Source organism: Marinomonas spartinae, assembly GCF_016461715.1.
GTDB classification, from domain to species: domain Bacteria; phylum Pseudomonadota; class Gammaproteobacteria; order Pseudomonadales; family Marinomonadaceae; genus Marinomonas; species Marinomonas spartinae_A.
The window spans coordinates 256,962-276,006 of sequence record NZ_JAEMUI010000002.1 but is presented as its reverse complement, the minus strand read 5'-3'; the positions used below and the strand labels follow the sequence as shown (position 1 = coordinate 276,006).

Annotated in this window: 20 protein-coding genes; 9 read left to right on the top strand and 11 right to left on the bottom strand. The window is 43.1% G+C overall.

Features of this window, described 5'->3' with window-relative positions; genetic code table 11:
* Nucleotides 1-13 precede the first annotated feature (13 nt).
* The 9 genes from JHD45_RS03160 to JHD45_RS03120 form a co-directional block, all read right to left on the bottom strand.
* Nucleotides 14-583, bottom strand: coding sequence for an SRPBCC family protein (locus JHD45_RS03160; RefSeq protein ID WP_199474734.1), 570 nt, complete (start codon nt 581-583; stop codon nt 14-16).
* A complete protein-coding gene (gene hisD, locus JHD45_RS03155) occupies nt 573-1,904 on the bottom strand; it encodes a histidinol dehydrogenase (RefSeq protein WP_199474733.1) in 1,332 nt (443 codons plus the stop codon). The genes JHD45_RS03160 and hisD overlap by 11 nt, the downstream gene beginning before the upstream one ends.
* Nucleotides 1,904-2,548, bottom strand: coding sequence for an ATP phosphoribosyltransferase (gene hisG / locus JHD45_RS03150; RefSeq protein ID WP_199474732.1), 645 nt, complete (start codon nt 2,546-2,548; stop codon nt 1,904-1,906). The genes hisD and hisG overlap by 1 nt, the downstream gene beginning before the upstream one ends.
* A gap of 1 nt (nt 2,549) precedes the next feature.
* On the bottom strand, nt 2,550-3,812 hold the full coding sequence (gene murA, locus JHD45_RS03145) for a UDP-N-acetylglucosamine 1-carboxyvinyltransferase (protein ID WP_199474731.1): 1,263 nt from the start codon (nt 3,810-3,812) through the stop codon (nt 2,550-2,552).
* Nucleotides 3,813-3,835: 23 nt separating this feature from the next.
* The gene (locus tag JHD45_RS03140) at nt 3,836-4,072 is read right to left on the bottom strand and encodes a BolA family protein (protein ID WP_199474730.1); all 237 of its coding nucleotides are present in this window, start codon (nt 4,070-4,072) and stop codon (nt 3,836-3,838) included.
* A gap of 228 nt (nt 4,073-4,300) precedes the next feature.
* Nucleotides 4,301-4,921: an MlaC/ttg2D family ABC transporter substrate-binding protein gene (locus JHD45_RS03135; RefSeq protein ID WP_199474729.1), complete on the bottom strand. Its 621-nt coding sequence runs from the start codon at nt 4,919-4,921 to the stop codon at nt 4,301-4,303.
* Between the two features lie 20 nt (nt 4,922-4,941).
* Nucleotides 4,942-5,415 (bottom strand): outer membrane lipid asymmetry maintenance protein MlaD, encoded by a 474-nt coding sequence (gene mlaD, locus JHD45_RS03130; RefSeq protein ID WP_199474728.1) that lies wholly within the window; start codon nt 5,413-5,415, stop codon nt 4,942-4,944.
* Between the two features lies 1 nt (nt 5,416).
* On the bottom strand, nt 5,417-6,199 hold the full coding sequence (mlaE, locus tag JHD45_RS03125) for a lipid asymmetry maintenance ABC transporter permease subunit MlaE (protein ID WP_199474841.1): 783 nt from the start codon (nt 6,197-6,199) through the stop codon (nt 5,417-5,419).
* On the bottom strand, nt 6,199-7,011 hold the full coding sequence (locus tag JHD45_RS03120) for an ABC transporter ATP-binding protein (RefSeq protein WP_199474727.1): 813 nt from the start codon (nt 7,009-7,011) through the stop codon (nt 6,199-6,201). Before JHD45_RS03120 ends, mlaE begins: the two co-directional genes overlap by 1 nt.
* A gap of 157 nt (nt 7,012-7,168) precedes the next feature.
* Here JHD45_RS03120 and JHD45_RS03115 point away from each other — a divergent pair, with 157 nt between their 5' ends.
* The 9 genes from JHD45_RS03115 to yjgA all read left to right on the top strand — a co-directional run bounded on the left by JHD45_RS03115 (nt 7,169) and on the right by yjgA (nt 14,180).
* The gene (locus JHD45_RS03115; protein ID WP_199474726.1) at nt 7,169-8,131 is read left to right on the top strand and encodes a calcium/sodium antiporter; all 963 of its coding nucleotides are present in this window, start codon (nt 7,169-7,171) and stop codon (nt 8,129-8,131) included.
* Nucleotides 8,131-8,697 (top strand): LPS export ABC transporter periplasmic protein LptC, encoded by a 567-nt coding sequence (gene lptC / locus JHD45_RS03110; protein WP_199474725.1) that lies wholly within the window; start codon nt 8,131-8,133, stop codon nt 8,695-8,697. Before JHD45_RS03115 ends, lptC begins: the two co-directional genes overlap by 1 nt.
* Complete coding sequence (gene lptA, locus JHD45_RS03105) at nt 8,681-9,211, top strand: lipopolysaccharide transport periplasmic protein LptA (protein ID WP_199474724.1); 531 nt, start codon at nt 8,681-8,683, stop codon at nt 9,209-9,211. Before lptC ends, lptA begins: the two co-directional genes overlap by 17 nt.
* Nucleotides 9,212-9,937, top strand: a complete 726-nt coding sequence (lptB, locus tag JHD45_RS03100; RefSeq protein WP_199474723.1) for an LPS export ABC transporter ATP-binding protein — start codon at nt 9,212-9,214, stop codon at nt 9,935-9,937. It abuts the gene before it with no gap.
* 87 nt (nt 9,938-10,024) lie between these two features.
* Nucleotides 10,025-11,515, top strand: coding sequence for an RNA polymerase factor sigma-54 (locus JHD45_RS03095; protein WP_199474722.1), 1,491 nt, complete (start codon nt 10,025-10,027; stop codon nt 11,513-11,515).
* Nucleotides 11,516-11,532: 17 nt separating this feature from the next.
* Nucleotides 11,533-11,985, top strand: a complete 453-nt coding sequence (locus tag JHD45_RS03090; protein ID WP_199474721.1) for a PTS sugar transporter subunit IIA — start codon at nt 11,533-11,535, stop codon at nt 11,983-11,985.
* Between the two features lie 24 nt (nt 11,986-12,009).
* Entirely contained in the window at nt 12,010-12,279 is a 270-nt protein-coding gene (locus tag JHD45_RS03085; RefSeq protein WP_199474720.1) for an HPr family phosphocarrier protein, read from the top strand.
* An 8-nt stretch (nt 12,280-12,287) separates the two neighbouring features.
* The gene (gene mgtE, locus JHD45_RS03080) at nt 12,288-13,640 is read left to right on the top strand and encodes a magnesium transporter (protein WP_199474719.1); all 1,353 of its coding nucleotides are present in this window, start codon (nt 12,288-12,290) and stop codon (nt 13,638-13,640) included.
* 6 nt (nt 13,641-13,646) lie between these two features.
* Complete coding sequence (gene yjgA, locus JHD45_RS03075; RefSeq protein ID WP_199474718.1) at nt 13,647-14,180, top strand: ribosome biogenesis factor YjgA; 534 nt, start codon at nt 13,647-13,649, stop codon at nt 14,178-14,180.
* A 123-nt stretch (nt 14,181-14,303) separates the two neighbouring features.
* On the opposite strand, the gene JHD45_RS03070 is transcribed toward yjgA, so the two are convergent.
* Together JHD45_RS03070 and JHD45_RS03065 are read right to left on the bottom strand one after the other, a co-directional pair.
* Nucleotides 14,304-15,143 (bottom strand): carbon-nitrogen hydrolase family protein, encoded by an 840-nt coding sequence (locus JHD45_RS03070; RefSeq protein ID WP_199474717.1) that lies wholly within the window; start codon nt 15,141-15,143, stop codon nt 14,304-14,306.
* Nucleotides 15,140-19,042, bottom strand: coding sequence for a YhdP family protein (locus JHD45_RS03065; RefSeq protein ID WP_199474716.1), 3,903 nt, complete (start codon nt 19,040-19,042; stop codon nt 15,140-15,142). Before JHD45_RS03065 ends, JHD45_RS03070 begins: the two co-directional genes overlap by 4 nt.
* Nucleotides 19,043-19,045: the final 3 nt, after the last annotated feature.

Here is a 19,045-nt window from a genome sequence, read left to right as displayed (position 1 = left end):
CCAAAAGTAGGTCTTACCGACCTACTTTTGTTTCAACGATGTCTTTCAAACGTTCCAAACTTCTTTCAAAGTTGCTGCCAGCAATACGATTGGCCAATAAAGCCACATAGGGACTAAGCAAACCAGCTCGCAACTTACCTTGAATAAGCCAATCAACCTTGGTTTTGCCTCCGATAGATTGCAAGCGAATCACATTTCGAACCACATCGACTTCAGGCTTAGGCTTGACATCAAAGGTAATTTGGTCATTTCCAATGCTGGTCATCGTAATGCTACCTACCTTATCGGTCTTATTATAGTGAATGGTTGCAGAGCGTCCGTTAGTATAAACCCCATTAAACGCCTCCACTCGCCCATCACTAATATACATCCAGTTTGGTAAAGCGTTCCCATCCAACAACACACTCATCACAGTCTGCTTGGATGAGTCTATTGTCACAGACCGCTCTACTTTATAATTCGTTGGCAGTAGCAATCCGACGATCACCACTGCCAAAATCACAAAGGCAGAAATACGCGTTACGGTGCGTAATTTATAGAGCGCTTTTGGATGCTCGGATGCCTTTGACTTCTTACTTGTCATATGGACCTGCTGCTTGTTCATCGATAATACGATATTCAGCAGACATAGCGTGCGCTTCAAGGGACTCGCCACGGGCTAGCGGAGAGGCAATCTTAGCTAATGCACTCGCGCCTTCTGGTGAACAGTTAATCAAAGAACTGCGCTTTTGAAAGTCATAAACACCAAGTGGAGAAGAAAAACGCGCCGTACCAGATGTTGGCAATACATGGTTCGGCCCAGCGCAGTAATCACCCAAGGCTTCTGGCGTATGTCGGCCCATAAAAATAGCACCAGCATGACGAATCTTCTGGGCCCATTTTTCAGGTTCATCAACCGATAATTCCAAGTGCTCCGCCGCAACAATATTCGCGATATCCATAGCTTCATCCATGTCTTTGACATGAACAAACGCGCCACGATTTTCCAAAGACACTTTAATAATGTCGCGGCGACTTTGGGTTTCAATTAAACGCTCCATAGAGGCTTTAACATCATGAATAAATTGCTTATTAGGTGATATTAAAATAGCTTGAGCGTCTTCATCATGCTCTGCTTGAGAGAATAGATCCATGGCAATCCAATCTGGATTGGTTTTGCCATCGCAAACCACAAGAATTTCAGACGGCCCAGCGATCATATCAATACCAACCGCACCAAACACCATACGCTTGGCTGTCGCAACAAAAATGTTACCAGGACCAACGATCTTATCTACCTTAGGAATGGAGTCTGTACCGTATGCCAAGGCTGCCACCGCTTGCGCACCACCGATGGTAAATACACGATCAACACCCGCGATGTATGCAGCCGCCAGAACGATGTCATTCACAAAACCATCTGGCGTCGGTACTACCATAATGATCTCGCCAACACCTGCCACTTTCGCAGGCATGACATTCATTAGAACAGAAGAAGGATAAGCAGCCTTACCACCCGGAACATATACACCTACACGATCCAAAGGCGTTACTTTTTGACCAAGAATCGTACCGTCCGCTTCTTGATACTGCCAAGATGGCTGCTTTTGACGCTCATGATAATCATGGACACGTTTTGCGGCCGCCTCTAAGCTAGCAATCAGCTCATCGCTCACACGACTTTTTGCTGCCGCCATTTCTTCACGGGAAATTTCAAGTTCCGCGGCTGACGTCACCTGACGACGATCAAACTTATTGGTAAACTCAATAACCGATGCATCACCCTGTAGGCGCACTTGATTAACAATATGGGTTACCGCATCCTGTACCGATACATCAGACACAGAATCCCATGCCAGCAAGCTTTCCAATTCTGCTAAAAAACCCTCAGAATCCGTGGAGAATTGTCTAATATTTAGATTCACTACTTATCCTCGTTATTGTCAACTGCGCGACGAAGCATCTCAATAATTGGCTCAATCTGAGCGTATTTAGTTTTATAGGCAGCTTTGTTGACCACCAAGCGCGTACTAATATCAGCAATGAAATCTCGTGGTTCCAACCCATTCGCTTTTAGGGTGTTGCCAGTATCGACTATATCCACAATCAAATCAGCCAACCCCATGATGGGAGCCAGCTCCATCGCACCATAAAGCTTAATTACATCAGCCTGAATACCTTGCTCAGCAAAATAAGCCTTAGCAGTCTTAGTAAACTTAGACGCCACTTTCAAACGGCGAGCTGGCAGAGCTTCCCCCACCACTCCAGCCGTCATCAATCGGCACTTTGCAATTTTCAAATCCACCAATTCATACAAATTTTTGGTGGTCGCTTCCATTAATACATCTTTGCCTGCGACACCAAAATCTGCCACCCCATGCTCTACATAGGTAGGCACATCTGTAGCTCGTAAAATCACCAACTTAATATTGTCATGGTTGGTATCAAAAATTAACTTACGACTCTTATTAATATCTTCCGCTGGAATAATATTGGCTTTTTCCAATAGCGGTAAGGTTTCACCTAAAATTCGCCCTTTAGAGAGGGCGATAGTCAAAGTATTACTCATATTAATCTACCACTCGTGAAATTTTCGCGCCCAAAGAGCCAAATTTTTCTTCGATACATTCATAACCGCGATCAATGTGGTAAATACGATCAATCTTTGTATCTCCTTCTGCGACCAGAGCAGATAACACCAAACTGGCTGACGCACGCAAGTCCGTCGCCATAACGGGCGCCCCTTTTAGCTTTTCGCACCCACGGACGATGGCGGTATTGCCAGTAATCTCAATATCTGCCCCCATGCGAACCATCTCGTTCACATGCATAAAGCGATTTTCGAAAATATTTTCTACAACACTACCAACACCAGTCGCGATGGAATTAAGCGCCACAAACTGAGCCTGCATATCTGTTGGAAAAGCGGGATAAGGTGCGGTGCTAATGTTAACCGCTTTAGGACGCTTGCCTTCCATATCCAACTCGATCCAATCATCGCCGCAAGTCACCTTCGCACCAGACTCTTCCAATTTCGCCAGTACCGCTTCCAATGACTTCACATCCGTATCAATAACACGTACTTTCCCGCCAGTAATGGCAGCCGCTACCAAAAACGTACCCGTTTCGATACGATCTGGCATAACGGGATAAGTAGTACCATGCAGGGCTTCTACCCCCTCAATGGTAATAGTATCGGTACCATGCCCAGTTATTTTGGCTCCCATCGAAATCAGACATTCAGCAAGATCCACCACTTCAGGTTCTTTGGCCGCATTCTCTAGGATGGTTTTGCCTTCAGCTAACGTCGCAGCCATTAATAGGTTCTCTGTTCCGGTGACAGTTACCTTATCAAAGAAAATTCGCGCCCCTTTTAGACGACCATCAACGCTGGCAATAATATCGCCGCCTTCAACTTCGATCTTTGCTCCCATTGCTTCCAAACCGCGCAGGTGCAAATCAACAGGTCGACTGCCGATTGCACACCCACCTGGTAAAGAAACAGTTGCTTTACCAAAGTGACTGACCAATGGTCCCAAAACTAGAATAGAGGCACGCATTGTTTTAACCAACTCATAGGGTGCTTCTGAATTGTTCAATGTCGAGACATCCAATTGAACGCTCATTTTTTCATCAACCACTACACCACAGCCCATGGAGCCTAACAACTCTAACATGGTGGTAATATCATGCAGGTGCGGTAAGTTCTTAATAGTAATCAATTCTTTTGTTAGTAAAGTGGCAGCCAGAATAGGTAAAGCCGCATTTTTAGCACCTGACGCGCGCACAACACCATTGAGTTTAACACCACCGGAAATCAGTAGTTTATCCATATATTCCAATCTCTTATTATGATTTATTGCGCGCTGTATTGCTGTGGCGTCAGTGTTTTCATTGTGACGGCATGGATTGCGCCGCTAGAAATGGCATCTTGAAGATGAGAATAAACAAGCTGCTGTCTTTTTACGGTAGACATTCCCTCAAACTCCGAAGAGATAACAACAATACTAAAATTACAACCTTCACCTTCGGCAATGACCTTGCAATCGTTGATAGTGGCTTCTAAAAGTGCTTTAACTTCACTTGCGTTCACAATCACTCCAATTTTTAAATATTCACAGATAGAGACATTCTACCTTAGTCTTGCCAACTTCTTAACACCCATCCAGACAACTCCGCGTAAAAAAGCCGTCTGTTTTTGCTAGTAACCTTTGATCAAGCGGTCAAAAACAAAAAAATCCGAATTCAGCATAGCGAATTCGGATTTTTTATGAAATTCAGTGAGCGAGATCATCCAGAACCTTACCCACTTACTAGCAAATTAGGACTGTTTTTTAGATAAAGAATCTTTCCAAGCCGTAATAGCAGCATCAATATTATTGCTATTTTGCTGCATCATCACGCCAAACTGTTTGCGAAAAGTCAGTCCAAAATTGATGTTACTCACGACAACATTACTCAATTTCCAGTTATTGTTGCCATAATCTTCCATATAAAAGTTAATATCAATCAGCTTACCTGTATCCTGCTGAAAGGTAACATCTACTCTAATTTCATCACTACGATTTTGAGGACCTAATGGTAATACTTTGATTTTGCTAGGGTCTAAATCCAACAAGGAACCACCATAGGTTTTCAACAAGGTTTCCTTGGTCACAGTAGCAAAACGAATTCGCTGCTCAGGAGTCGCTCTACGATAGTACTTACCCATCACTCTCTTCGCGAATTCATCAAAATTAACCACTGGCGTGAGAATTTTATCTACTTTTTCGGACAATAACGCAGGGTTGTTTTTAAGCTCAGCTTTATCGGCCACAATCTGAGTACGAAACTCGTTAACAACCTTAACGACGGTATCACGAGCACCTTCCTCGTTATCTGCCCAAACTAGGGACGAAAACAGCGCCCCTACTAAAAACATCACGTTTATTACCTTTGACATGGTCTAAGCACTCCAATTCATTACTTTTTCGAGTCAGATTGACTGGTTTTATTAAACAAGAACTGACTAATTAAATTCTCTAACACCAAAGCAGATTGCGTATCGTATATTTGACTGCCATTTTTCAGCACTTTCTCATCAGCTCCAATCGTAATACCAAGGTATTTCTCACCCAACAGGCCACTTGTCAGGATAGCGATGGAACTGTCTACAGGAATATTGTTGATATCCGAATCGATTGCCATGGTAACTTTTGCCATGTAAAGCTTTTTATCATAGCTAATGGAGACAACATGCCCCACTGTAACACCTGCAATGGTTACTTTGGCACGATCTGTCAAACCACCGATATCATCAAATTCAGCAACGACTTGATAAGTATCTTTTTTGCCGGTAAATGCCAAACCACTCACTTGTATGGCAAGATAAACAAAAGCTACTATCCCCAAAACAATGAAACAACCTACCAATAACTCAACACGCTTACTTCTCATCCTAAAAATCTCCAAACATCGCAGCGGTTAAAATAAAATCCAACGCTAAAATAGACAATGAACCCAAAACGACGGTTCGAGTAGTCGCTTTCCCAATCCCTTCTGATGTCGGAACGCATTCATAGCCCTGATAGACAGCGATCCAAGTCACCACAACAGCAAATACTACCGCTTTGATTACTCCATTCATGACATCCGTATCAAAGTTAACGGATTGCTGCATAAGGGTCCAAAACGCCCCATCACTCACACCAAGCCAACCAACAGAGACAAGCATACCGCCAATGATACCAGCTGCCGAAAACACAAAACTAAGCAAGGGCAAAGAAATCACACCAGCAATAAAACGCGGCGCAATCACACGACGTAAAGGATCCACCCCCATCATTTCATAACTGGAGAGCTGCTCTGTTGCCTTCATCAAACCTATTTCGGCAGTAAGCGATGACCCAGCTCGACCAGCGAACAACAACGCCGTCACCACTGGTCCCAATTCACGCAACAAAGACAAGGCTAACAATTGACCAACAGATCCTGATGAGCCAAATTTTGCCAAAATACTATAACCTTGTAGGGATAACACCATTCCGATAAAAGTACCGGATACAATGATAATAACCAGAGATAACACGCCCACTGAATACAACTGGCGAATCAAAAGGTTAATGGATTCCCCTAATCGAACGGGTAAACGAACGAGACTTTGAACAATAAATATCCCCGCTCTTCCAACCGCCTCCAACCAATCTAAAAAACCAGCGCCCAAAGAAATCAAACTATTCATCATCTTTGACTCCTCTGTTCATCAGCAACACTTTCCGGATAATGAAATGGAACTGGACCATCGGGCTCACCATTTAAGAACTGTTTTACTTGAGCATCGTCAGAGGCACGGATATCACTGGGTGTCCCTTGAGCAATAACTCGACCACCAGACAAAATACAGACATGATCCGCAATGGATAACGACTCTTCTACGTCGTGGGACACTACGATTGAAGTAATGCCTGACCCATCGTTTAACTGACGAATCAGCTCGACCAGAACACCTTTAGAAATGGGATCCTGACCTGTAAATGGTTCATCAAACATAACCAGCTCAGGATCCAATGCAATCGCCCTAGCAAGGGCTACGCGTCTAGCCATCCCCCCTGACAATTCAGAGGGAAATAACCTTGCTGCTCCTCGCAACCCCACGCTGTGCAATTTTTCAAGCACAATGCTTTCGATTTTACTCGCATCAAAATTGGTGTGTTCTTGCAAAGGAAAAGCAACATTTTCAAAAACAGACATGTCACTGAATAAGGCACCACTTTGAAAAAGCATGCCCATTTTCTCTCTTACTTTATATAAATCTGAACGGGACAAGGAATGAATATCCTTCCCATCAACAAAAATATGACCACTGTCTGGATAAAGCTGCGCAGCGATTAGCTTTAAGAGAGTCGTTTTTCCGGTTCCACTTGGCCCCATCACAGCAGTGATTTTTCCACGAGGAATATCCAGCGACACATCTTCATATATCACCCTCTCCCCTCTTGAAAAGCGAAGATTCTGTACTTTTATATACCTATCCAGCACGGACCCACCTATCATTTCCCAATATAATAGTCGCTGATACTAACACCCGCCCTTAGAAAATAGAATCGCACAATAAACGGAATCGAAATTGTTTCAAAGATCAAGTCTTGAATTTACACAGTAAACCTCATTAAATGGGACATCTTTTTGATTCATGAGTAAATAAAAGGTTATGCTGCTGTTTTCCGCTGCTCTAATTGCAGGCTTAGTCTTGCTGGTTATTAGTTCTGATAAATTCATTGAACATGCGGCGCTCGTTGCCGAAAAACTAGAAGTGAGCCCCATTGTTATTGGAGTAATATTGGTTGGGTTAGGCACCTCCGCGCCCGAAATGGTTGTGTCGGCGATTGCGTCATTTGATAATGCACCTGGCATTGCCATTGGTAACGTATTAGGTTCCAACATTGCCAATATCGCATTGGTTTTCGGCGCTACCCTGTTGTTTTCAGCTGTACCAGTTACTAAAGATTTGATGCGTAAGGAGGTCCCCCTTGTTTTAACCATCACCTTGGTGACAGGCTGGCTACTTCATGATGGCACATTAAGCTTTTCAGACGGTATCGTATTGGTTTTCATGTTTATTATCATGATGATCATCATGCTCAAAGGCAGCAAAAACCTAGAAGAACAACTTTCCAGCGAGTTACCTGAGGATGATGGCAGCCCTGTCAGTAAATCCCTATGCATTTCATTTGTCAGCCTAGCGGTTCTGATTGGCAGCTCGAAATTACTTGTTTGGGGAGCCATTGGCATTGCTTCCGCTCTTGGTGTCAGCGACATGGTAATTGGCTTGACCATTGTGGCCGTCGGCACCAGTCTGCCAGAGCTAGCCGCCTCCATCAGCAGTGTGCGTAAGGGCCACCATGATATTGCCATTGGTAACATTTTAGGCTCAAATATGTTCAACTTGGCGACAGTGTTACCACTACCTGCGTTAATCGCACCTGGCGTAATTGATCAAACCACTTCAGGACGGGATTTCTATTGGGTTCTAGGATTAACCGTTGCCCTATCCTTGCTCATCTACGGATTTGCCAAAACCAAAAACCAAAGTATCCCACGCTGGATAGCCATTCCCTTACTCGTTTCGTACGCTGTCTATATTTTCTTCGTTAGCACTGGGGATTCTGTCTAATGATCAAAGCAAGCCACAAAAAACTACTACTGGGGGCTGGCAGCATTGTTATCATTACTCTTTTTTTCTGGGCGGGTTCATCCGATAATAAAAACTTGCTTCAGACTGATAATCTGAGCAGCACCCCCGATTATTTCATTACAAAAATACACGCTACAGAATTTGATCAAAATGGCAAACTGATAGAAACCTTGACCGCTGATAAAGGTCTACATTACAACAAGGGCGCAAAGACACTTCTCGAAAACCCAAAGGTAAAAAGAGTAGAAAAAACGGGGAACTGGGAAGCACAAGGAAAAAAAGGGATAATTGAAGATGGCAGTAGTGATATCCTATTAACAGATGATGCATCTGCCATAAAACATTACGTAGACTCACCAGACATCACACTAACAGCGGACAATATTCGCTATTTAGATAAACAACAGTCACTTACGAGTACAGGAAATGCAAAAATCCACTCAACACAAGGCGAAACAACTGCCGATGTCATTGTCACTTATATCAACACAGAAGAAGTTAAAATGACAGGATCTGTAAGAGGACAGTATGAAGCAACACATTAAGGTCTGTACTTTATTAACCAGCTTATTCATAAGCCAATGGGTAGTAGCGCTACCAGACGACACAAGCAAACCACTAAATATACAGTCCAATCAAGCCCACTTTGATCAAAAAACAGGCGAAGCCGTTTACACGGGCGACGTATTTGTAAAACAAGGTACGATTGAAATTCAAGCTCAGTATCTGAAAGTCATCACCAATCCTAAAACACGTAAATTTACCGAGCTAATCGCAACGGGCCATCCTGCCAAATTTAGCCAGCAAATCGATTGGCAAGGTAATATGATGATTAGCCGTGGCAATAAAGTTGTCTATAAGACGGCTCAGTCCAAAGTAGAAATTTTTGGAGACGGCTACCTGAATAGAATGGACGATAAAATCACTGCTGACCATATTGTGTACTACATTAACAATGGCACCTTCAGCGCCGAAAAAGAAGGATCAGGCCGAGTCTCTATGACTCTACAACCACAAACCGAAAAACAACAAGAATCTTCACAGAAAAAAGAGAACTAAATGGCTGTTTTAGAAGCAAAAAACCTCGCAAAAAGTTATAAAAAACGCCAAGTGGTTAAAGATGTGTCACTTTCTGTCGAGTCAGGTCAAGCGGTTGGCTTGCTTGGTCCTAATGGTGCGGGCAAAACAACCTGTTTCTATATGATCGTTGGCATGGTCACCAACGATGCTGGCGGCATCTTTATCGATGGTCAAGACATCACCAAGAATGCCATGCACACCCGCGCTCAAAAAGGCATAGGCTACCTCCCCCAAGAAGCCTCTATTTTTAGAAAAATGTCGGTAGAAGACAATATTTATGCCATTCTTGAAACACGAAAAGAACTTAATAAAGCTCAAAGAAAAGAACGACTAGAAAGTTTATTAAAAGAATTTCATGTCACTCACATTCGCTCTAACTTGGGTATGGCATTGTCTGGTGGTGAACGGCGCCGAGTTGAAATCGCGCGGGCACTGGCAATGAACCCCAAGTTCATATTACTTGACGAACCATTCGCTGGTGTGGATCCTATTTCAGTGGGTGATATAAAGCTCATTATCAGGCACTTACAAGAAAGTGGTATTGGGGTGTTAATTACCGACCACAACGTCAGGGAAACCCTCGACATTTGTGATAAAGCCTACATTGTTGGTAATGGTCATATCATCGCATCAGGGGATGCTGACACGGTTATCAACAACGAACAAGTGAAAAAAGTCTATTTAGGTAACGACTTCCGCTTATAACCTCTTATTTTTGCAACTCAAAGGGAGTAACATGCATAACTTGTTCCATATTTCTTACTTTCAACTTAACGATAAAAGAGTTGCTCTATGAAGCAGTCTTTGCAATTAAAGCTCGGTCAACAACTGACCATGACACCACAGCTGCAGCAAGCCATTCGTCTACTGCAACTTTCAACACTGGATCTAAAACAGGAGATCCATGAATTTTTGGAGTCTAATCCACTACTGGAAATTGACGATGAGGAATATACCTCAAGTGACATCTCATCCGTATTGAGAGAACGCGACAGTGACAACACACACTCTGCCGAGAAAAAGGCTGAGTCAAATAATAGCGAAGAAGCAAAAGTCGAATCAGAATGGACTGACAGCATTCCAGAAGAGTTATCCATTGATAGTGACTGGGATGATACCTATCAAAATTCAGCGTCTGTCAGCCACTCAAATAACTATGAAAATGATGGGGATTTTGAAAGCCGTAGCGCGCCAGAAGAAAGCATTCAAGACCATTTAATTTGGCAACTTAATCTCACGCACATGTCTGATCGGGATATTGAAATTGCTTACGCCATCATTGAATGCGTTCAGTCCGACGGATACTTGAGTATTACCCCAAATGACATTTGGGAATCATTAAGCACTGAACTTGAAGACCTTGAGCTTGATGAAGTCATTGCTGTTCAACACCGTTTACAACGCTTTGATCCGGTCGGCGTATGTTCTATTGATCTGCGTGATTGCCTGTTAGTTCAATTAGAACTTTTCCGCGATCATCCTTTGTACAAAAGTACTTATAATTTAGTAGACAATTATTTACCTCTGCTGGGTAATCGCGATTTTGCACAGTTAAGCCGAAAAACAAAGTTGAAAGAAGAATCACTCAAAGAAGTGATTGAACTAATACAACAACTCAATCCGCGGCCAGGATCCATTATTGATGCAGACGATACGGATTATGTTATCCCCGATGTGTCTGTTAGAAAGCGTAATAACGTCTGGCAAGTTGAATTGAACAATGATGCTCTTCCACCGGTTAAGATAAATGAAACCTATTCGGCCATGGCATCAACGGCTTCCACATCAGAAGACGTCACGTATATCAAAAACTCCTTACAAGAAGCTAAATGGTTCATGAAAAGCTTGCAAAGCCGTAATGAAACCTTACTAAAAGTCACCAGCTGCATCGTAAATCGACAAATCGATTTCTTTGAGCTTGGTGAAGAAGCGATGAAACCCATGGTGCTTCACGATGTCGCAGAAGAAGTAGGCATGCATGAGTCCACTATTTCTCGAGTAACCACCCAAAAATACATGCATACCCCAAAAGGCATTTTTGAGCTGAAATACTTTTTTTCCAGCCATGTCAATACCGCCTCTGGAGGGGAATGTTCTTCGACTGCTATTCGAGCTATGATTAAGAAGCTCGTTAACGAAGAGCCTGCCAAAAAACCGCTTAGCGACAACAAACTAGCCAGCATTTTAGCGGAACAGGGTATTCAGGTTGCTAGACGAACAGTGGCAAAATATCGCGAGGCGATGAATATTCCGCCTTCTAATGAACGTAAACGACTCATCTAATACGGATACATTTCTTTATGCCTTTGAAATCTATATTGAAAGCTGAACTCGTTATCGCCAAACAGGATATTATTAGCAAGAAACGCGTACTAGAAAGCATTGCTGATGTTGCGTCAAATCGATTACATTGCGACAACGAAGCAATTTATGATGCATTATTAGGGCGCGAAAAACTTGGTAGTACTGGCATAGGCAATGGTATTGCCATCCCCCATTGCCGTTTGGAAAGCGCTAACCATACAGCTCTGGTTGTGATGTCATTGCAATCCGCCATTAACTTTGACTCCGTGGATAAGCAAAACGTGGATTTAATTTTTGCTTTAATCGTGCCTCCTAGCGAATGCGATAACCACTTATCAACCCTGTCAGAAATTGCTGAGTTGGCGCAGTCTACCGAAAAACTCGATAAATTAAGAGCGGCCGAGACCAACCAAGCCCTTCTTGATGAATTAGAATCACTATTGAATTAGATTTAATATAATAAGGAAAAAGGTATGTTGGAAGAGTCGGTCACCATCATCAACAAACTTGGCCTACATGCACGAGCCGCAGGAAAACTGGTCGAAACCACTTCTCGATTTTCTTGTGATGTTACCATCGAGAAAGACGGGCGCAACGTTGATGGTAAAAGCATTATGGCAATGATGATGCTAGCTGCTGGTAAAGGCACCAACATCACCATAAAAACAAATGGAGAAGATGAAGAGGATGCCATCAAAGCGATTATTGCATTAATCAATAATCGTTTTGGAGAAGACGAATAAGGACAACAATGCCAGATAAAAATACACTCGCCCACCTACAAACGGTCACAGAGTCTTTAGAGTCTGGCGCCACACTACAGACGCGCTATTTGCTAAATGGCGCCTTACCTGCACAAGAGGTTGCTAGCCTTCTAGAATCCTCGCCTCCTAAAGAACGTAAGCAACTTTGGGAACTCATTGAAGACAAAAACCAAGGCGAAGTTCTTCAGTATCTTAACGAAGACATCCGCTTACAGTTTTTGGAAAACATGAGCACCCATCGGGTGGTCGCGGTATCTGAACACTTTGAAAGCGATGATTTAGCCGATTTACTACAACATCTCCCAGACAAAGTGGTAAGCGAAGTACTCTTATCCATGTCCCCTCAGGATAGGCTAAGAGTTGAAGCCTTATTAAGCTACTCGGAAGACTCCGCCGGTGGCTTAATGAACACGGACACTATTACCATTCGACCTAATGTCACCTTAGATAGAGTATTTCGTTACCTTAGACAATATAAACAAATTCCTGACATGACAGACAGCTTATTAGTTGTCAGTCGTTCAAATCGACTATTAGGGATCCTCCCCTTAGCAAAACTCCTTGTCTGTGATCCAAAAACCACCGTACGTGACATTATGGAAACTGACCACACCACCATCCACTCAAACACATCCGTAAGCGAAGTCGCTCAAGTGTTTGAAAAAATGGATTTGGTTTCCGCCCCCGTTATTGATCGCAGTACAGGAAAGCTACTTGGACGCATTACCATTGATGACGTAGTCGATGTCATTCGAGATGAGGCCGAACACTCCATGCTCAGTATGGCCGGTTTGGACGATGACGAAGACACCTTCTCGCCAATCATGAAAACCACACGCCGCCGTGCCGTTTGGCTAGGCATCAACTTAATCACCGCCTTTATTGCTTCTTATGTCATTGGTCTTTTTCAAAACACGCTCAATCAAGTTGTCGCACTGGCTGTTTTAATGCCCATTGTCGCCAGCATGGGAGGCATTGCTGGCTCTCAAGTTCTCACTTTGGTCATACGTGGGATCGCTTTGGATCAGATTGGCTCAGCCAATATGCGCTGGCTATTAAATAGAGAACTGATTGTCGGCCTACTCAACGGACTCCTTTGGTCAGCCATTATTGCCATACTGACAGCAGTTTGGTTTGACAACATCAAGATTGCCTATATCATTGCGGGGGCGACAATCATCAACCTTTTGATTGCTGCACTGACTGGAACTCTTTTACCAATTTTCTTAAAAAAACTTGGTATCGACCCCGCCTTAGCGGCCAGTGTTATTTTGACTACCGTGACCGATGTGGTCGGCTTTTTAGCCTTCCTTGGTCTCGCCACCATTTTTTTAGTATAGGTTCCCATGACTGACTTTGATCAATTTAATGAAGACGACATCCCGAAGAGTAAAACGCAGATCAAACGCGAAATGGAAGCCCTGCAAGAAGTCGGTAAAAAGCTGTTAGCGCTAAGTAAAAATCAGCAAAAAAAAGTCGTGATGTCAGACACACTTAGAGACGCCCTAGTCGAAGCCGATCGCATCAAACAACGAGAAGCGATGAGAAGACACCTTCAATACATAGGCAAGGTAATGCGTACCGAAGACCATGAAGCGATCGCCAAGCAAGTCGCTATGTTTGACACAACCTCAGCGGCCTATAATAAATTATTCCACCAGTTGGAAGCAAAGCGTGACGAATTAATTGGTGAGCATAGCAAAGAAGCTCTCTCACAATACCTAGAAGATCATCCAGGATTAGAAGACATCCAGCTCTTAAGACAGCTTATTCGCCAATCCCAAAAGGAAGTCTCAGAGGATGGCAACACCACCAATCGCAAAAAGCTATTCCGTTACCTTCGAGAGGTTGAGGAAAAGAAACTTGGGCTGAAAGACTAGTTTCTCTCCGAGCGCCTTTTATTAACTTGACTGATGAGTCAACCCCTTCACACAAAACAAAGGCCCAAGAGCCATCTCTTGAGCCTTTTCAACCGTTATCACCTATAAAATTAATATACTAACCTAGCTAATGAAGCGTCGGTGCTCTAAACAGGGCATTTTAGTACGACATGTCTGTAGACTGCTTTTATCTATCTCACCTACAAAATACCCAGGCTCTTCTTCCAACTGCTGCAACATCTCGCCATTTGGAGAATATAAAACACTGTGACCATAGGTTTGACGCGTTTGCGTATGCCAACCACATTGATTCACGCCCATCACAAAACACTGATTTTCTATAGCTCTGGCCGCCAGCAGAGTATTCCAATGTGCTTTACCTGTCACATAGGTGAAAGCGGCAGGAACGAGTATGAGTTCCGCCCCTTCTTTGGATAGATGCCTAAAAAGCTCAGGAAAGCGTACGTCATAACAGATGGTCAGCCCCACTTTAAAGCCATCAACTTCAAACATTTTGACTTCCAAGTCTCCAGGCTCAATATAATCGGACTCACGGTAAGAACCAGCTTTATCGTCCACAGACACATCAAACAGATGAATCTTGTCATAACGCTGTATCAACTCACCATTAGGATCGAAAACCATACAAGACTGACGCACCCGCTGATTAGCGACAAGCTCTCCCCCCTCATTCACAAGACTAGGGTGAGAGCCAACCACTAAATAGACCTCATTGAAGCGGGCCCACTCAGCGACCTCCCTCAACAGTACCCCTTGATCATCAGATTCAGCAAGATCACGCATAGCTTTGCCATTGAACAAAAAAACATTCTCAGGCAATACGATAACTCGCGCGCCATCATCAGCAGCTTTGACCACCCATTTCTTAACTTCTTGCAAATTTTCTTTAAAATCTGCACCACTGGTCAACTGAATCGCAGCAATACGAAGGGTGTCTGTCATCTATTCGATCCTTTTTTAAATTTGTGAACAATAGGCGTAAGAATAGGATTATTAAACGACCCTTGAACCTTATACTGAACACTGGTCACTTTGGAAATCTGATCACCTATCAATTTATCGGTTAAATATAGCAACCCAGCGATCTGAGGAGTAGACCAAATCAACCCAGCTAATGGCAACGTACCACTAATAGGTAACGTTGCCGTTAACACCTCATCCAAGGTCTCATTGACAATGTCAGCCTTACCCTCAATAGACAAATCTGCCGATGGAGAGATTATCGATAAGGGTGTCGTTGTTTGTACAATACCCTTATTAACAACAAAGTCTCCCTTAATGCTGTCATAGGTCAGCCCCGGCTCAAAAAGATCAGAGAAGTCCAGTGATAGCCGGCGCGTAAATGACTCAACATTAAATATACCAAAGACCTTAAGAAAAACAGGCATATCGTCCACTTTTGATGCATTACCATCGGATGCAGAAAACGCGATACGCCCAGAAACCGTCTTTCTGTTAAACTCAAACGGGTTACCCTGCCAAAATAATGACACATTAATATCGTATTTTTGTGACGTTATAAATGCACTTTTAGCGAACTTCTTCGTTAATTCCGCTAAATCTTTACCTTTAATGGCCATTGCCAACTCAACTTTCGAGCGCGAACCATCATCAACCCATATCAAACGACCATCGAAACTCCCTTGTTTTAAAGCAGAAGACAAAGGGTCAATTCGTAATTCATTACCATCGCTCTCAATCGTAAGATTCCAGTCCCCATAGGGCCTCTGATTAATAAACAACTTATTAATCGATAAATACATACTAGGGATGTCATTAGCATGTATCGGCGGCTCACTTATCATATCTTGTTGATTAGCGGCTTGGTCTTGCTTACTTTTCTTATCCTCGGCACCTTTCTTATCCGCAGAGCTGGGCGCCGTCGTCCAATTCAAATAACCAATACGCAATCTAGGTTTATTCTTATAGGTATCTAACATGAAGTTCATCTCATCTGAAGCGACTTTTAGGAGTTTATCCCCATCGCTATAGGTCACTTTCATGTTGTGGAAGGTGTTTTGAGGGTTAACTACCACTTGATCAATAATAAAATCAACTTTACGGAGCCATTTTGGCACTGCCAAAGAAGCGGATAAATCAGCGACTTTCTTGGCACTATGTGTTTTCCCTCCATCAGAGGCTGGAGAGCCAACCTGCGCTGAAAAGAATGCCTTTTTCCATGCATCCACATCTACTTTTTTCATCTGACCATCAACAGATAAGCCCTTATAAAGAGCCTGATCCAGTGGTTTTTTACTGTTTACTAGAACTTGTCCACCAACAAATTCAGCCGATTTAAACAAAAGCTTAGAGCGAACTTTTGCTCCATATTGCCCCTGGATAACAAGGTCATCTTGATGGGACATAATCTTCAGAGAAAGTGGCTCAGATACCTTTGCTTGCTTATTAAAGGGCTTAGGCAAATCGATACGAACGCCAGAAAGATCACTATTAACGGTTAAATCAACTTGCCCAGCTTGAGCCTGATTAACACTAAGAAAAGCGGAATACTTCATGCTTCCCGATAGATGAGACACCAAAAACTGCGGTGCTTTTTGCCATTTTGCAACATCGCCAATCTTTGCCGTTCCCGTCATATCTGCCTGAATAACCATACTACCGTCTGTTTTATTCTTAGAGGACAGAGAAATAGTTGTATCACCCGACAATGCCTGGACGTCGAAACGAGTATTGTAAAAACCTTTACTCGAATCAAAGTGCAATTGACCTTGCTTCACCGTTGTATTTAAGTTGACATCGCCGATATACAACGGATTATTTTCGAATTGCAAATTAAGACCGATTTTGGGATCAGAATGGTCATCGGATAACGGAATTTTAACAGAAAAGTCCCCTTTCATTGGTCCTGATATGCGCCATTTGTCAAAGGCGGACAAAACAGAATTTTTCAGTGGCGTAGTACGAAGCAGAGCTAAAACAGACGTTGAGTTCTGTTCTAAGCTACCATGAACATTCACCCAATCAGCCTTATTTTTATCAATCGGCAAATCGACGAACACATCTTTAACGGCAAAACCTGATAACGTGCCGGACTTCACTGCCACATGCAAACCCGATTTTTCCAACTCAACATCACCATTTACCTGTCTTGCCACGGGCCAATCTTTAGCAAAAGCCACGTCAGTATCCTTCACGTTCATCTTCATAAGAACGTTCGCATCGTCACCCTTTCTAAGCCCTGTCTGGACAACGAGGCTCATGTTATTGATCGTCCCTTTTCCGGACTTGAATGCTTGATTCAACCAGTCCAGTGTCGATGGATCTAACACCCCTTTGGGAATGTATTCGTTGCGGTCTTTCACTGCCACATGATCAAGCCCCAAACTGAGCGACAACCAATCTGACTCATTTGGCCGAGACTCTAGCCTAAAGCCCCCAACAACTTGAGTATTATGACGAGATAGATACAAATCCGTACCAGACACAATGAAGGCTCCTTGGTTTTCCCCCCATTTCACCTGTCCAGACATTTGATCAACATCCCACCCTTTATCATAGACAGTTGGGAAGTCAAGATAACCATTCTTACCCTTAAACTTAACCATTCCACCTTCGTCCGTTAAGTTGAAGGTACCGTTTAGATGAGTTGCCTTAGGAATACCATTAAACCCGTCGATAGAGGCATTTTGAAAATTACTTAGGTAATGATAGGAAGGTTCCTTGCCATGAAAATCTAGCAATAGCGATCCGTTACTTGCAGCCCCCTTGGGGTTTAAGGCTTTTAACAATGAAGAAACATGCCACTGGGGCTGTAAAAAGTTAGCAGCAATCCTATTAACCATACCTAAATCTATCTGATCAAATTTAATAAAAGAACGGTCACTAGTATCAGACCAGTCATAAACCAGATTAGTGGTAGCAGCAACATGACCTGTCTCATCCTCAATGGACAGATCATTCACACTCAGGGATAAACTAGGAAAACGCTGACTAAAACGAAGTTTGAAATCAGGATGAGTTTGATAGGCTTGGCCATTCTTTAGCGCAACTGCAAGAGTGGTACTTTGCCCCTGTAAATCAATAGAATGACCCACTCGATAATTCAGCCAAAACTTACCGCCAACCTGAACGCTGTTGAAGGGTTTGGCCCACGAAAACGAACTGTCAGCCAACGACAGTTTAATATTGGGCACATTGATATTAGCTTGAACATGATAATCGCCTATCACTCCCAATAACTGTGATACTTTAGCGTTGATGGTAAATGGGGCTGATTCACCATCCAAATACGCATTTATCTTAATCCAAGAGCTAAAGTCACTTTGAAATACATACGCTTTTGGAATCAATAACTCGTGAGCCCCCAATTGATCGCTATCCAGAATGATCTTGGCATCTAGCATGGAGAAACGCTTTTGCGCCATCAAATAACCGAGAATTCTCTCGACTCCCACATCATCCTGAACATCATGGCTTGCCTTGGCCCCTTTTAACAGCCACTTACCTTGTCGTTCTTGAAGCGCCACAGAAGGTTTGGTAAATCGAACGTAAGTGAATTGTGGACTAAAGGTTAAAAGAGATTTAATGGTATTGAGGCGAATGCGAATTTCTGACACAGAAACAACAGATTGACCATCGATATCCAGATTCACATCGGAAGCATAAACAGTAGGATCAATCCCTTCTAATCCTCCCCCTATTTTTCCCAAAGAAATATGGTAGCCCGAGATTTGACTCAAATTTCGTTCTATCTGCGGACGATACTCATTCAAAAGCGGCAGCAGCAACTTAGCAGCGACAATAGCAAGTGCTAAAAAAGCAACAATGAAGACTAAAATCCACCAAATAATACTAATCGCGCGTTGCAGCGGTTTAGCCATCCA